The following is a 14,463-nucleotide window of genomic DNA, read 5'->3' on the forward strand; positions in this document are numbered from 1 at the left end:
TGCCGCACGGGCGGCGCGTCCGCGTCGGCAGCCGTGGGCGGTTCGGCGGGCCCGCCGCCAAGGGGCTGGCTGAATCGACCCGGTTTTGCTGTATCCTCCCGTCCATGAACGCACCATTCACCGAATTTCAACTGCCTGAGCCATTGCTGCGCGGACTCGATAAAGCGGGGTTCGACACGCCCACGCCAGTCCAGGCACAGGTTATCCCCCTGGTTCAGCAGGGTCTGGATCTGCTGGTGTCCGCGGCGACCGGCTCCGGCAAGACCGCGGCCTTTCTGCTGCCGATGATGCAGCACTTCCTGGACAGTCCGGCGCCCAGGAGCGCGACCCGCGCCCTGATCCTGGTGCCCACCAGAGAGTTGGCGCGGCAGATCCAAATCCATTTCATGAACCTGGCAAGCTTCACCCGACTCAGTACCGGCGTGATCATGGGCGGTGAGCGGCGCGACCGCCAGATCGCCACCCTGCGCCGTAATCCCGACATCCTGGTCGCCACACCGGGGCGACTGCTGGAATACATCGAAAGCGGCACCGGCGTGGCGGATCTCGCCGATCTGGAGTATCTGGTGCTGGACGAGGCCGACCGGATGCTCGATCTGGGTTTCGCCGACGACGTGCTGGCCATCATCGAGCGCACCAACGCGGCGCGGCAGTCGCTGCTGTTCTCCGCCACCCTGAACCATCGCGGGCTCAGCGCCATCACCGACCGGCTGCTCCGTGACCCGCGGGTGGTTGTCGTCAACCCGGTGCGCGAACAGCATCCGGACATCAGCCACCAGGTCATCCTGAGCGATGACACCGAGCACAAGCAGCGCCAACTGCTGTGGCTGCTCCAGAACGAGCCGGCTGCCAAGACTCTGGTCTTCGTCAATACCCGTGAGCGCACCACGGGTCTGTGCGGATTCCTCCAGGGTCAGGGCCAGCGGGTGGGCGCGCTCCACGGCGAACTTGATCAGCGTGAACGCAACCGGATCATGGGGCTGCTGCACGGCGGCCAGATCAGCGTCCTGATCGCCACCGACGTGGCGGCACGGGGGCTGGACATCCCCGGGCTGGATCTGGTGATCAACTTCGAACTGGCGCGCAGCGGCGACGATTATCTGCACCGCACGGGCCGTACCGGCCGGGCGGGTGAGAAGGGCCGGGCCATCGCGCTGGTCGACACCAAGGAATGGAACCGCATGGAGAGCATCGAGCGCTATCTCAACCTCAGTTTCGAGGCCAGGGCCATCCCCGGCTTGAAGGCCAATTTTTCCGGGCCGACCAAGCGCAAGGGACCGAGCAAGGGCAAGCCCAAGCCCAAGCCCGGCGCCGCGGTGGTCGCCAAGCCCAAAGAGAAGGTCCGGGAGCGCGAACGCAAGAACATTGGCAAGCGGCGGGCGCCAACCGGCGGCGTGCCGACCGATGCGGGCTTTGCACCGCCGCGCGGCAAGCTGCCTGGCGGCGGCTAGCCTGAATCGCTCCAGCGCACGATGGACATCGGCCCGATCGTCGTCTTCGCCGGCTCCTACTTCCCGGCCTGGATCCCGAGCCTATTGCTGGGCATGGTCGTGGCCGCGGTGGCTTATGGCTTGCTCCTGAAAGTCGGTCTGGCGCAGTCGATACCGCTGCCTGGTCTGTTCTATACGCTTCTGAGCAGTCTCGCGGCCATGAGCTTCTGGGTCTTGCTGTTCTCCCGGACACTGGACTGACCATGAGCGAGACGCCCGTCGCCGCTGACCCTGATGGTGCCGAGTCGGCAGCGACATCCGCGCCTGCCGCGGTGTGCGACAGCCCCGTACCGAGCGGTCCCAGCCCGCGACCGAGCGATGCCCGACCGATGGATCTCTTGGCCGATCGCCGTTCGCTGCTGCGCACCGTCCTGGGTCGCCTGCTGTTCGTCGTGGTCGTGGTCGCGACCCTCGTTGTCGGTTACCGTCTGGCCGCGAATCTGGCGCTGTCTCCCCGCACCACCGATGCCGAGATCGACGCCGACATTGTCCGCGTCTCAGCGCCGGTGGCCGGCCGTCTGGTGGAGTTGGCGGTGGTCGAGAATCAATCGGTCGCGGCCGGACAGTTGCTGTTTCGCATCGATCCCGAGACCTATCGGCTGCAACTGGAATTGGCTCAGGCCGAACTCGCGGTGGTCGAAGGCAGCCTCGCCGACCAACGCCGGCTGCGTGAATCAGAGCGTGCCAATGCCGCGGTGGCGCAGGACGAGGTGAGTCGCGCCCAAACCAATCTGGACCTGGCCACCCGCTCACTGGAGCGGCTCCAGCCGATGGAGGCGGCCGGTTATGTGTCGCGGCAGACCCTCGACGAGTCGCGCACGGCGGTGAGCGACGCCGCCGTCTCGCTGCGTCAGGCACTGGGCGGTGCTGCGGCGGCCCGCAACGAGGTCCAGAGCACGCAGGCGCTGGAGGCTCAGGTCCGCGCCAATCTGACCCTGGTGGCCATCGCCCGCCGTGCCCTTGAGCAGACGCAGGTGCAGGCGCCGGTCGCCGGCAAGGTGGTCGGGCTGAAGATCGCCGAGGGGGAAAACCTGGTGCCGGGCGTCCCCCTGTTCACTCTCATCGACAGCGCGAGTTGGGTCGCCAATGGCCTTTTCCCCGAGACCGCGCTGGCCGGCATCCAGGTGGGTGACAGCGCCGACGTCTTCGTCATGATCGACCAGCGGGTTCGCATCGCCGGTACGGTCGACGGCATCGGCTGGGGGGTGGTCTCCGATGACGAGATCGCGGCTTTCGGCGGCCTGCCCTATGTCGCGCGCACGTTGAACTGGGTTCAGGTCGCGGCCCGCTTTCCGGTCCGCATTCGGCTGCACGCGCCGCCGGAGCCCTTGATGCGCATCGGCGCCTCAGCGGTCGTGATCCTGCATGAGCAGCAGCGCGCGCACTGAGTTGCCGTTCAGCCCCGCGGCGCCTCCCGGCGCCGCGGTATTGGCGTTGCTCAGACGCGAACTGGCGCCCTTTCCCGGCCGTCTGAGCCGGAGTCTGCGCATCACCCTGCTGTGTGTCGTGACGGTCATCGTTTGCATGGCCTTCCAGGTCCAAGAGGCCGCGCTGGCCGCCTACCTGATTTTCTTCGTCAGCAAGGATGATGCCGGCTCCAGCGCCATCGAAGGCTTCGCGCTGATCATCGTCGTGCTCCTCGCCGTCGGGCTCGCCTTTGTCGTCACGGCCGCCACGGCCGGGACCCCGCTGTTGCGGGTGCTGACGATGGCCGCGTTGGTCTACGGCGGTCTGTTCCTGTCCAAGACGTCCAAGTCGGGACCCGTGGCCACTTCGCTGGCGATGGTTCTGGCCATGGCGCTCACGGCTCCGGACCTGGTCGGCTATCCGGAATTGATCACCCATGCCTTTCTCTGGATGATCCCGATGGTGCTGGTCCCGATGGGGCTGCTGATCCTGCTCAATCTGCTGGCTGGACGCGACCCCGTCCGACTTTATCGGGAGACCCTGCGGCGGCGCTTTGCAGCGGCGGCGGCCCTGCTCGCGTCGCCGGGACCGTCCAGCCGTCAAGCGCTGCTCGCGGCGATGCGCGCCGGGGATACCGATACCGCGACCTTCCACAAGATGGCGCGGCTGCTCCACCGGCTGCCGGAGTCGGCGCTGGCCGGTCTGGAGGCACTCGAACGGCTGTCCATGCGGTTGCTGACCGCGTTGGCCGCGTTACCCGCCGGCGAGCTGCGCGCGGGGGCCTGGGCGCGGCTGCGTGCCCTGCGGGCCGTTCTCGATCGCGGTACGGCGCTGCCGGCGGCGGATCGCGCCGCCGCCCCGGCAGCCGACCGGATCGCCGACGCGGCCGGACAGGAGGTCGACCGGGTACTCACCGCGCTGGCCGGGGTTGCCGATGGCGACCCCGCGGCAATCGCGCGCAGTCGCGGTGAGACCCCGCCGTCGACCCGCGAGTCGTTCTTCGTTGCCGACGCCTTCAGCAATCCGGAGTACGCCCGTTTCGCGCTCAAGACGACCCTGGCGGTGATGCTGTGCTATTTGTTCTATGTCAGCTTTGACTGGCCCGGCATCCACACCTGTGTCATCACCTGTTTCTACGTGGCGCTGAGCTCGGTCGCCGAGACGCTGCATAAACTCACGCTGCGCCTGATCGGCTGTTTCATCGGTGCGGTGCTCAGCTACGCGGTCATCATTTTCGGCTTTCCGCACATGCACTCGGTTGGCGATCTGGCTCTGGTCATCGCGCCCCTGTCCTTCGTCGCCGCCTGGATCGCTATCGGCAGCGAACGTCTGTCCTACATCGGCCTGCAGCTCGCGCTCTGCTTCTTTCTGGCGACCCTGCACGGCTTTGGTCCGTCATTCGATCTGACCATTGCCAGAGACCGGATCATCGGGGTCGTCATCGGCAATCTCGCCATCGCCGTCCTGTTCGTCTCGCTCTGGCCGGTCAGTGCCGAGGGCCAGGTCCGTGGGCATTTCCGCGCCGCACTCGAACGCGTCCGCGCGCTGCTCGGCGCGTCTGCCGACCGCGCCGCCATCGCCCGCGCCGGTGATCGCTTCAACACCGAGTTGAGCGCTGCCACTTCGACCCTGGACCTGTTGAACTTCGAACCGCGGCGGATTCGGCCCCGACTTGAGCGACAGGCCGCCGCGCGCAGACTCTTCGCGCTGTGCGAGACACTCTATCTGACCACGGCCATGCTGGCACAGCAGCGGGTGGCCGACGACGATACGCCGGCCCTGCCGGGCGCGGTCGCGGACGAACTGCAGCGCTGCGATCAGGCGCGCGCCGACGCCCTGACGAACTTTCTCGACTGGATGCGGGTGAGCGGGACAGACGGGCGCGCGGCGCCAGTGAGCGATGCGCAATCCGACCCGCAAGCCGAGACCCGATCACATCCGCGGTCCGGCAGCGCCGCGGCGCCCTTCCCCGACCGGAGCCGCCTCCCGGAGCGCGCCGAGCCTGACCTGATCCATCTGCTCGACGAACGGGAGCGGCTCTATCGCGCATTCGATGCACTGCTCGCCGACCTGTTCGCGGAGGCACGACATGCCCGCTGAACGGATCGGCCGCGCCGCGACTGGCCTGCTGCTGACGCTTGCCCTGCTGGCCGGCTGCGACAGCACCTTGCCGGTTGCCGGACCGACGACGCCGGACCAACCCTGGGTCCTGCCGGATGCGGTGCGGGCCGATGTCAAGACCGCGTTGGCGCGGTCCGGCGATCAGGAGATACCCGATCGGGCCGCCGTTGGGATACGCGTCGACCCGAACCGCGACTACGCACTCAGCGAGCTGATCGACATCGCGCAGCGGCACAACCCGGCGACCCGCGTGGCTTGGGAGGAGGCCCACCAGGCCGCGTTGGCCACCGGGACCGCGCGCAGCACCTTGCTGCCGCGGCTGGCCGCCAGCGTCGTCGGCGGCTATCAGCGGTTGTCGACACCGGTGACCCTGCCGTTGGTCGGCACCAGGACGCTGACGGCCGACGTGCAGGAAATTATCCCGATCCTGACCGTGGAATGGCTGTTGTTCGATTTCGGCGAGCGGGCCGCCGCGGTCGAGGTCAGCCGCCACCTGGCAACCGTGGCCAATGTGCAGTTCAACCAGATGCACCAGCAGATCGTTTTTGATGTCAGCCGGGCCTTTCATGCCGGCACGGCGGCCGGGCACAAAGAGGCCGCCGCCATTCGCGCGCAGGCCGCCGCCAGGCAGATCCTGGCCGCTGCCGAGACCCGTGAGCGGCAGGGTCTCGACACCCGGATCGAAATCGCCCAGGCGCGGCTGCAGTTGGCCCAGACCGATTTATCGCTGGTGCAGGCGCAAGGCGAAGCCGCCACCGCGCGCGTGGCGCTCAACGCCGCGCTGGGCCTGCCTTACAGCACCAATATCCGGCTGCGCGATCCCGGCGAGCGCTTGCCCCCGGCCGCCGCCGACAGCCTGGATCAGGTGATCGAGCGCGCGCTGGTCGAACGCCCGGACATCATCGCCGGCGTGGCGCAACTGCGCGCTGCGGAGGCCGGCGAACGCGTGGCTGCCGCCGGTTATTGGCCCAAAGTGGGGCTCATCGGCGCCCTCTCGACCAATGACAACCAATTCAGCTTCAACGGCGGCAGCACCTTCGGCACACCAGTGCAGCAAACCGGTGTGCTCTTGGGCGTCACCCTGCCGCTGTATCAAGGCGGTCTGCGCGACAGCACCGTGCGCAGCGCCCGCTCGCGTGTCACGGCGGCACAGGCCGCGGTGGCCGGCACCCGCGGTGCCGCCGCCGCGGAAATCGCCGCCGCCTACGAGGCGCTGCGCACCAGCCTGGCAGCTCATCAGGCCGCCGACGCACTGGTTGCCGCGGCTGCCGTCACGGCGGCGGCCGCGCGCAAAGGTCTCGACCTGGGGCTCGGCAACCTGACCACGGCGATCACCGCCGAAAAAGACCTGCTGGAGGCCGAAGAAGCGCGCGCCGACGCCCGTCGCGATGCTTTCGACGCCGCTGCTGCGCTGGCCTTCGTCACCGCGGCCCTGACTGCGCATGCGCCGCTGCAGGACCAGACGGCGACGCTTTAAGTTCCACTGCTGAGTAGGTGAATCCCCCGATAGTGGCCGTCGCATGCCGCGCGTACGATGACGGTTCGATCCAGCAGATCAGGGATCGCGCGTAGACGACAACGGATGATAGACGTGCTGTCGACACACCTGAACACAGGTTCCAGCCATCTCAGCAGAGGAAACATTCGATGCCTTCAGTACAAACGGTCAGTCGGACAGAAAAAGGGCGCGGCAACGGCGGATATGTCCAGTCCGCAATCGAGCCGGAGCTTCACACCGTGGGTGATTCGCCGCTCGATGAGACGCTGGCGCAGGCAATCAGCGCGGCCGCCTATTATCGTGCGGAGGCGCGCGGCTTTGAGCCGGGGCATGAGTTGGAGGATTGGGTTGAGGCCGAGCGTGAAGTCACTGCGACAAACCAGGCCGCGGGCGACATGGACCATTGATCTCAGGGGCCTGGTCTTGATGACAGCGTTCGACGGTTTGGCGCGGAGGCCTTGATCATCGTTCCGGCCATCGCGATCGGGAGTCCAAGGCAAGAAAACAAAGCCTTATTCCGGCACATCGTAATAGCTGAGATCCAGATACCCGGCCGCCTCCTTGCGGTGACTGAAGTTCCAGTCCGTGATCCAATCGTAAAAGGGCCACAGGCGGGCACTGTTGCGCAGGATGCCATAGCGTTCCTTGAAGCGCTCCCAGTCGGCTTGGCTGGTGACCGCGCGCAGTGCAGTGAGGAAGGGCGCCGCCTGGTCCATGTCCAGTTCGATGAAGAGGTTGGGGAAGCCGTTGATGATCGTGGGGTAAATGCTCAGTGAATACTGGTCCGGCAGCGCCTCGCCATCCTGGTAGATTAGCGTGAACTGGGATTTGTAAACACGGTTGACGACCAGTGAATAGACCCGCGATTCCTCCCCCCGATTGAGTCTCAGCAGGATCACGCTCGGCAGGTAGCGGGTGAAGGGTTGACCCTCGATTACGGTGAGGGTGGAGGCGGCCCGCTCCCAGTCGTCGAAACTGGCGATCGGTGCCCGCCGCTCCAATGGCGGTTTGCGATCCGGGTTCAGCCGGTCCGGCGGACCGGCGATCACGGGACCCAGGTGCCGCGCGATCTGCTCGACCAGTCCGGTCAGGGGGCGCGCGTCATCGGTCTGAACCGCGGTCGGCTGGGCCGCTCCGGCGAAGGGAACCAGCAGCAGTCCGAAAGCGCCGATGCCCTGGGTCCAGGTGTGGCGGACCCGGTCGCGGTCGGCGGGCGGCAGGAGCAGCAGGAAATTATCCTCGAACTCCTGGCGCAGATAATTGAAAAACAGCAGCGTTTTCCAGCAGGAAGCGGTAGCGGGCCTCCGCCGGGATGGCGCGGAACACACTGAACGGGTTACCAATGCCCCAGGGTGGGTCGAGCGGTGCCTGGGCGTCCCAGTGCGCGCCGGGTCCGTCCGGGGCAAAGAACAGATGATCGAGATGGGCGATCTGCGCGCGCTTGAGTCGCCAGACGAACAGGCTCTTTTGCACCGGTGCTCCGGTTTCCTTGTGCAGCCGATACCAGAACCGCTGCACCCCGGCGTAAGCCAGGGGATCGTCATAGGGCAGGGCCGTGCCGATGATGGCGACCGGCTCGCCCGGCGGTGTGGACGAGCGAACCAAGCGGAAGTGCGTCTCCGGGTCCTCTTCGAGCGCCATGGCGGCCAGGTAGACGTGCTCGTAGATGTAGCGCGAGACCAATTGACGGCGCGGGTCCGGATCGTTGAAGAAAGTCTCCCAGCGCGCCACCGCCGCCGGATGGGCGGCTCGCGCGGTGGCTTGCTGCTCTTGTTCGGTCGGACCTGGCGCGCCGGCACTGATCCAGCGTGTCAGGGTGTCGAAGTCCTGATGATCGAGCGCCGGCAGTCCAAAGGGCATCCCCTGCGCGGGGTTCTGCGCCAGTTGGGCGTCGAGCGCGGCGACGGTGGACGGGCACGCATAGGCGTAGCGCCCGGCATAGACCGGGGCCAAGGCCTCGCGTGAGAAACCCGGCTGATTGAACGCGCTGCCCGCGGCCAGCAGACGGTGCATCAGCGAGCCGTTCAGGTTCTCCGCGCCGGTGTCATCCTGGGACGGATCTTCAGTCAGTACCGGATAGAAGCCCAGTTCGCGCCATCCGGCGAGGGTGCCCACCGCATCCATGTCGGTGCGCGGATAGTCCACGAGGTGGGTCGCGTAGGGATTGAGCGCGAAGGCGCCGCGCTGCACGCCCGCGAAGGAGTCCAGCTTCAGGTTGCAGGGTGAACCCAGGCACCCATGACAGGCGATACAGCGTCGATCGAAGATCGGCTGGATGTCCTGTCCATAGCGCGGCGTTGTGAGCACCTGCGCCTCGGCCGCCGGGGGCTCGGTGGGGAGCGTCGGTGCCGTGTCGGCCAGAATCGGGGCGCTGCCGGTCAGCGCGGCCAGCAGGACTGCGGAAAGCCAAGCGAATCTGCGGGTCGACATGGTTTGCTCCGTTCGCGACCTATTGTGGGTCGGTATCTTAGGGACAACAATCAACGCTTCATCAAGAACTGCGCAGCCCGTTCTCTTATCATCCGCTCGATTGGGTGGCAGAGTTCGGGCTGGTCCGCGAGGAGCCCCGCCGCGATCGGCCATTCTGCAAGAACGCGATCGACCAACGTGAGCGCCACCTCTGCAAGATCGGCGTTGGCGCCTAACCGGCGATCGAGATCCGCGAAGTTGCCGATATGCACGTCCTCGAATCGGCGCGAGCGCCCAAATCGCAGCCCCATGTCCTCCGGGCCTTGCCCCGGTGGGCGGTAGACGAAGGTGGCCACCAGGTCGTAGGCTGGCGCGAGCGTCGGGGTGCGCGCGTCGCGGTAGATCAATGACCAGTTCTTGAGATGGGCATCACCGTTGCCGATAAGCACGTTGAAAGCCAAGCGTCGGGCAAATTCGCGGAGTGCCTCCGTATCGCGCTCCCGATAGACGAGAGCGCCGATCGTTTCAAAGGAACCGGAGTACTTTCCTTGGCTGCGGTCCGGGTCCGGGTAAAACCCTCGGACTTGCGCCATATCCTCTATATGTATCCGCTCTCGCCCTGGTCCCCGGTCAAAGCGGCGCACCGCGTAGGCGAACTCCTCGCCCCCGGGCCACACCCGGTCGGGCAGCGCTGCGACCAGATCACGATGCACCAGCCGCACTTCCGGCACTTCAATGCCGACCGTCCCTGCAAGCATCATCATCGCCCGCTCATTGTGCGGGACTTTGGGATGCACCGGATCGGGCAGCTTGAGTATCCAATCACCACCCTCGCCGACGCCGGGGACGGTCAGACGGTCTCCCTGGGCCAGCATGGAGAACTTGAGACCTACCCCGGCTAAAGAGAAAGACCAGAGTCCGGTTGGTGCGTCGCCTGGCTCGGCATCGGCGGGGTCAACCCCCGACAGGTCGACCGGCACCAGGTGGCGGCTGGGGAGGACGCGCACGGCACCGGGCAGGTCATGACCGACTTGGGCGAGGAGTTCCATTTCGCGCCGAACCGATGTGTGTCTGGCGCTGGCGATCCAGTCCCGCAGCCGCCCTTCGGGTAGCAAGTTCGAGAACCAGGGGGGCAGGCGCATCTTGGCCTGGTGGCGTGCGTGCGGATTCTCCTCGAAGCGCAGACCCAGCACGGCACGGTTGGGGGCGCTCCAGTAGTCTTCCGCGAAGGCGAAGCGGGTAAAGTCGTCGCGGCGGTGCAGGTGGCCGACCAATTGCTCATGGAGATAAACGCAGAACTGTTCCTCACGCAAGGCTGTCATCGCGGTCCTCATCCAGATCGTCCAGATCGAGGCTGTCCAAGGGCGGTGTGTCCTCGAGTTGAGTCTCCGCCATGACCTCCAGAAAATCGCGCACAATGTCTGCCAGGCGTTGTTGACGGGTGTTGAGAAAGGCGGTTTTGTCACCCTGTGACAGTGCAGAAAGCAGTGTTTCGTCCAAGGCATGAGAGGCCAGGAACTCGGCAGCATTGCTTTCCCGCTCCAAGGGCGGAGAGACCAACAGGTCGGCCGCGGTGCCTGGGAGTTCTTGATCCAGCACCAGGATGCGATTGGCGGCCCAAGCGACTTGGTCATTCGGCGCGCGGCTGAAAATGCGCCGCGCGATGGCAGCGGCGGTACCCTCGGATTGAATGGACTCGGCAAGATCGCTTCGCTCGTAGGGTCGACCAGTCAACAGGGAGCATGGTCGCAGCGCCCACAGGGCCGACAGCACGATCCGGCTCGCGGCGGCACTGGTTCGAAATCCGGTCAGCGACGGGGGCCGCAGCGTTGCATCGAGCGGGGCGGCGAGCAGTTGCTGGACAGACCCGTTTTCGTCGTTCGCGCTGATGCGTGTTGCCAGGATCTGCATGGCGTTGGTCCAGCTTGAAGCGAACGGACCCGGACCAGTCATGGCCGCACGCCAGAACCAGCGGCGCAGGAGGATGCAATTGCGTGGCTCGGGCTCCGGGAAGTGAGCAAAGAAGCGGGTGAGTACCACCAACAGGTACCGATAGGGGAGAAAAGCGAAGTGCGGGACGCCCGCGTCTTCCTGAAGGAAAACGATGGCTCGCGAGAGGGCTATGGCCCCCTCTCGATACGCTGTTTCCGCCTGTTCCCCACCAAAATCACGTGCTTTTTGGGTGCTTTCGGAGAACTCGACGCGAATATCACGGGTCACATTGCCGCCACGTCTGGCGAGCACGGACCGTAATACCGTGTCATCGTCCAGGAGTCCGAAGCCGCGCTCGGCCTCAATGGATTCGGCGATTTGCTGGAAGCGTGACGCCGGCTCCAGAGCGTTTCCTTGCGCGGGGTGCAGGGCGGCAAAGACCTCCGCGCGGCTCAAACGTTTGCCGTAGTTGTTCATGCGATCGAAGATATCGCGCAGGACCGACTCTTCCTCCTGGCTAACCAGATAGGCCGGGACTTGGTACTCGCGGATCGCCCGTGTGACACGCGATGCCTCGTCCAAGCGCTCGCCGGCCTCCGGATGCTCCTTGGTGAACCAGCGAACCAGTCGCTGGAGATCGAAGAGAACGGGCAGGGGGATGAGGTGTCCCGCGTCCTCCCGGCTCGGATGCCGGAAGGTTTGCTGTTCCAAATCATAGGAGAGGGCGAATCGCTCATCGCGGGAGCCTTCCGCGGAGAGTGCGTTGGCCAAGCTGGTCAAGCGCTGCTGGCCGTCGACGACCCACCAGCCGTCGTCGAACTGCCGCGCCGGGATACGTAGCCCGCCCAGGTGAATGATTGCCTGCGGTGCGGGACGAATCCAAAACAGCACGCTACCGATGGGATAGCCCTTAACGATACTGTCGAACAGGCGGCGCACATCCTCCCACTGCCAACGCAGCGGTCTCTGAAATTCGGGGATGCGGATACGTCCTCTGAGCGTTTCGTCAACCAGATCGACCACGGAGATGGTCTTGGCTACCGGCTGTGAGATCGACGTGTTTGCCATGGTTGTTCCCGGTTCCCGGTGTCGCATGTGTATTGATTATAGGGTACCATGCGTGGCATCACCTGGGAACGGTTTGTGTTATTGCTGCCCTCTGGGAATCCTGCGACATCATGCAACTGCGAGAGCGAAAACCGTGGTTACCTCCCGGTTTCACCTGCTTTGAAAATCAGCGTAAGCCTCCGTACCTGCCTTGCTCAATGCTGGTGATGATGCTGCTGCTCACGCGAATTTCGTAGGAAAAGTGACCGGGGCCAGCATTATAGAACCATGTCTCGTAGGCCGGGCGCGTGACTGTCTGGGTTCCGGTTTGTACTTGGTAGCCATTTTTATCGTATGAATAGACTGGCTTTTCGGTCGAAGAAGCTGCGGTTTTTGATATACTGTCGGGTGATCCGCAAAGAGTGACCAAGCGGGCGACGCTGTCGCCTTGGGATAGCAGGTCGCCGGAACAGCGCAGAATCGGCGGGAAGCGCGACTGCATCTGCCAGGCGCCACTCTCCGCGGGAACGATTCCCCACAACAGGGCCACGGCAGAACCGGTAATGAGGGTGTGCAATACGCGTTGTACATTCTTAAAACGTAATGACGGGTGACGCGGGTTCTCCTTGAGGATCTCGTAGCTCCTGCGGGCAATTTCCTGAATCGGCAGCGGCAACGCATAGAAGCGATTCCAGAAACGCGCGGTCGTCTTATGCTTCACAGGTCGCCTAGATTCCCTGCTCTTTTCTCTTCAAGGGCTTCTTCGATAAGGAAATCAAGCTTTCCAGCGTCAGAATCTCGTTCGATTTCTTCGTCCCAAGACTGCCAGTCACGCTCGGACAACCAGTGTGATAGCTTCATGTATTCCCGGTGCGGCAGGGCCTCGATCTCTGATTTGAGTTCTTCAAATGTTCTCATGTAGGAAACCTCAATTGCTGCTCGGGCTGTTGGCTGTCCCCGGAACTAAGTGTAGGGTCCAGTTGAACGAATGGTTAGGCCGCCCCATCCGGCGGTTGCACAACTTGCACTATTGTCAGCGCGTCAGCGAAGAATGATAAACCGCCTAGCTCAGTCTTGTTTTCAACAACTTCTTCGGCTTTCAGCGACTTGACGGTCGCGAGGACTGCCTCGAGTTTCTCGGCACTTTGCGTTGGCTCAAGTTGTCGAAGGTGGGTCACCACTCGTTCCGCAAAGTGCTGTGCTTTAACGGACTTGCCTTCAACGGGATCGCTGCACCAAACAGGCTGCGCATTCTTCTGATTAAAGTAGATGTAATGCTTGCTGTTGTCACTGAAGCTGCCGGGACATGATGCCATTTCCACTAGTTGAAGTGTATCCAGCGTTACATCCACTTCATAGAGAACCGATTTATCGAAGATCATAGGGCAGGCGTAGTAGACCATTGCGCCGTCGTTGTGACTCAGTCGGTAAAGCAACTCATGCTGAGAGAAACCCGTGCGATCATTCTTGGTTGTGTCAAGTGCGGCGCGATAGTGCGGCTTGTTTCAGGACTTCAAAGAACTGACTATCGGTGTACTCGGTCATGGCAAAGGCTTGGTCGAAGCCAAGGAAAACCTCGCGTTGCGGAGAGTGCTTATATCGGTGTCTGCGGAATCAGACAGGTTCTTCCTGGGGCCTTGATCCTAATTGCGGCTACCTCGCGATCTGTCCGGTTCTGAGCGCTACAGGTCATGGCTTTACCGTAAGGTCCGCCCTACCCGCCGAACACGATTTGCTGGAACGACGATCACAGCCCTCTCTCGTATCAACTCTGTTCCAGTCACCGCCTTGACGTCGCGCGCTCAGACCCTCTCATTCGTGCACGAACTTTGAAGCCTAGTCCGTACCGGACAATCCGTCAATCGGGAAAGTCGAGGTCCGTGCGTTTCGGGACTGCGATGCAAAAATACTCTACGAAACAGATGCAAGCACAGAAGCGACCGTCGGATGCTTTCAGGCACCGAGCAAAACATGGCTGCCTATTCGGATCGTTATCTCGCAGACAAAAGACAGCAGGGCGTGAATCGTTCTGGGGCGGACTTGGGGCGCTAACCAATCCCTCTGCCCTGGCCGTGTGGTATCCGACTGCCTGTCCGAGGCTGAAGCCTTGGGCTCCAGATGACCCCAGGCGCTTTTTTCTTCGCGCGGGCGGCTGTCTGCGTAGGGGATGGGACAGGCGAGGGTCGTTGGCTTGATCATTTTGGTGTCTCGCGCACGTTTCGGTGGGTGATGATTGTTCCCGCCGGTGTCTGGGCGTCGCGCACTCGGCGAGGCTTTAGGTGATTTCCGGGACCGGATCTAACGACGGGGCGATTGAAATCGCCCCTACATTCGCCTCTACGGATCTTGCAGGCATGCACAGTCGGGATGTTTAATCCTGGGGAATCGTCTTGGGCGGACAAGAGCCGCCAAGACGCGAGGTCGACCGGCTACCGGCCGTGGAAGGAAACATCAAGCCACCCCGCAAGATGAAAGTCCCCGTGGGAGCGGCGTCCCGCCGCGATGCGCTGCCGTGGTGACCTCGAACGCTGCGGCTGCGCGCCGGGCCCCGTCGCGGCG

General features: G+C 64.1%; 13 protein-coding genes. 6 read left to right on the forward strand and 7 right to left on the reverse strand.

Annotation, left to right across the window (positions count from 1 at the left end; genetic code table 11):
- The first annotated feature begins 104 nt into the window (after positions 1-104).
- The 6 genes from QZY03_RS08635 to QZY03_RS08660 all read left to right on the forward strand — a co-directional run bounded on the left by QZY03_RS08635 (position 105) and on the right by QZY03_RS08660 (position 6,923).
- The gene (locus QZY03_RS08635; RefSeq protein WP_295580087.1) at positions 105-1,451 is read left to right on the forward strand and encodes a DEAD/DEAH box helicase; all 1,347 of its coding nucleotides are present in this window, start codon (positions 105-107) and stop codon (positions 1,449-1,451) included.
- A 21-nt stretch (positions 1,452-1,472) separates the two neighbouring features.
- Complete coding sequence (locus QZY03_RS08640; RefSeq protein WP_295580089.1) at positions 1,473-1,691, forward strand: YtcA family lipoprotein; 219 nt, start codon at positions 1,473-1,475, stop codon at positions 1,689-1,691.
- A gap of 2 nt (positions 1,692-1,693) precedes the next feature.
- Positions 1,694-2,878, forward strand: a complete 1,185-nt coding sequence (mdtN, locus tag QZY03_RS08645) for a multidrug transporter subunit MdtN (protein WP_295580090.1) — start codon at positions 1,694-1,696, stop codon at positions 2,876-2,878.
- On the forward strand, positions 2,856-4,997 hold the full coding sequence (locus QZY03_RS08650) for an FUSC family protein (RefSeq protein WP_295580091.1): 2,142 nt from the start codon (positions 2,856-2,858) through the stop codon (positions 4,995-4,997). Before mdtN ends, QZY03_RS08650 begins: the two co-directional genes overlap by 23 nt.
- Positions 4,987-6,495, forward strand: coding sequence for a TolC family protein (locus QZY03_RS08655; protein ID WP_295580093.1), 1,509 nt, complete (start codon positions 4,987-4,989; stop codon positions 6,493-6,495). The genes QZY03_RS08650 and QZY03_RS08655 overlap by 11 nt, the downstream gene beginning before the upstream one ends.
- Before the next feature lie 170 nt (positions 6,496-6,665).
- Entirely contained in the window at positions 6,666-6,923 is a 258-nt protein-coding gene (locus QZY03_RS08660) for a DUF2934 domain-containing protein (RefSeq protein WP_295580094.1), read from the forward strand.
- Positions 6,924-7,028: 105 nt separating this feature from the next.
- Here QZY03_RS08660 and QZY03_RS08665 read toward each other — a convergent pair whose 3' ends face one another.
- The 7 genes from QZY03_RS08665 to QZY03_RS08695 all read right to left on the reverse strand — a co-directional run bounded on the left by QZY03_RS08665 (position 7,029) and on the right by QZY03_RS08695 (position 13,307).
- A complete protein-coding gene (locus QZY03_RS08665) occupies positions 7,029-7,844 on the reverse strand; it encodes a fatty acid cis/trans isomerase (RefSeq protein WP_295580095.1) in 816 nt (271 codons plus the stop codon).
- A complete protein-coding gene (locus QZY03_RS08670) occupies positions 7,750-8,946 on the reverse strand; it encodes a fatty acid cis/trans isomerase (RefSeq protein WP_295580096.1) in 1,197 nt (398 codons plus the stop codon). The genes QZY03_RS08665 and QZY03_RS08670 overlap by 95 nt, the downstream gene beginning before the upstream one ends.
- Positions 8,947-8,996: 50 nt before the next feature.
- Positions 8,997-10,247, reverse strand: a complete 1,251-nt coding sequence (locus QZY03_RS08675) for a HipA domain-containing protein (protein ID WP_295580098.1) — start codon at positions 10,245-10,247, stop codon at positions 8,997-8,999.
- On the reverse strand, positions 10,231-11,925 hold the full coding sequence (locus QZY03_RS08680; protein WP_295580099.1) for a DUF262 domain-containing protein: 1,695 nt from the start codon (positions 11,923-11,925) through the stop codon (positions 10,231-10,233). Before QZY03_RS08680 ends, QZY03_RS08675 begins: the two co-directional genes overlap by 17 nt.
- 166 nt (positions 11,926-12,091) lie before the next feature.
- Positions 12,092-12,625 carry a DUF2845 domain-containing protein gene (locus tag QZY03_RS08685; RefSeq protein WP_295580100.1) on the reverse strand — a complete coding sequence of 178 codons (534 nt, stop codon included), beginning with the start codon at positions 12,623-12,625 and terminating at the stop codon, positions 12,092-12,094.
- On the reverse strand, positions 12,622-12,822 hold the full coding sequence (locus tag QZY03_RS08690; RefSeq protein ID WP_295580102.1) for a hypothetical protein: 201 nt from the start codon (positions 12,820-12,822) through the stop codon (positions 12,622-12,624). Before QZY03_RS08690 ends, QZY03_RS08685 begins: the two co-directional genes overlap by 4 nt.
- 74 nt (positions 12,823-12,896) lie before the next feature.
- Positions 12,897-13,307, reverse strand: a complete 411-nt coding sequence (locus QZY03_RS08695; protein WP_295580104.1) for a hypothetical protein — start codon at positions 13,305-13,307, stop codon at positions 12,897-12,899.
- Positions 13,308-14,463 lie beyond the last annotated feature (1,156 nt).

Origin of the sequence: uncultured Lamprocystis sp., from assembly GCF_903933125.1 — a bacterium.
Classification (GTDB): Bacteria; Pseudomonadota; Gammaproteobacteria; order Chromatiales; family Chromatiaceae; genus Thiodictyon.

Excerpts from the sequence above, each read along its gene's own strand:
- QZY03_RS08680 (WP_295580099.1), bottom strand. The coding sequence starts at position 11,925 with ATGGCAAACACGTCGATCTCACAGCCGGTAGCCAAGACCATCTCCGTG.
- QZY03_RS08675 (WP_295580098.1), bottom strand. The coding sequence starts at position 10,247 with ATGACAGCCTTGCGTGAGGAACAGTTCTGCGTTTATCTCCATGAGCAA.
- QZY03_RS08655 (WP_295580093.1), top strand. The coding sequence starts at position 4,987 with ATGCCCGCTGAACGGATCGGCCGCGCCGCGACTGGCCTGCTGCTGACG.
- mdtN (WP_295580090.1), top strand. The coding sequence starts at position 1,694 with ATGAGCGAGACGCCCGTCGCCGCTGACCCTGATGGTGCCGAGTCGGCA.
- QZY03_RS08670 (WP_295580096.1), bottom strand. The coding sequence starts at position 8,946 with ATGTCGACCCGCAGATTCGCTTGGCTTTCCGCAGTCCTGCTGGCCGCG.
- QZY03_RS08690 (WP_295580102.1), bottom strand. The coding sequence starts at position 12,822 with ATGAGAACATTTGAAGAACTCAAATCAGAGATCGAGGCCCTGCCGCAC.
- QZY03_RS08640 (WP_295580089.1), top strand. The coding sequence starts at position 1,473 with ATGGACATCGGCCCGATCGTCGTCTTCGCCGGCTCCTACTTCCCGGCC.
- QZY03_RS08660 (WP_295580094.1), top strand. The coding sequence starts at position 6,666 with ATGCCTTCAGTACAAACGGTCAGTCGGACAGAAAAAGGGCGCGGCAAC.
- QZY03_RS08650 (WP_295580091.1), top strand. The coding sequence starts at position 2,856 with ATGAGCAGCAGCGCGCGCACTGAGTTGCCGTTCAGCCCCGCGGCGCCT.
- QZY03_RS08635 (WP_295580087.1), top strand. The coding sequence starts at position 105 with ATGAACGCACCATTCACCGAATTTCAACTGCCTGAGCCATTGCTGCGC.
- QZY03_RS08695 (WP_295580104.1), bottom strand. The coding sequence starts at position 13,307 with ATGGTCTACTACGCCTGCCCTATGATCTTCGATAAATCGGTTCTCTAT.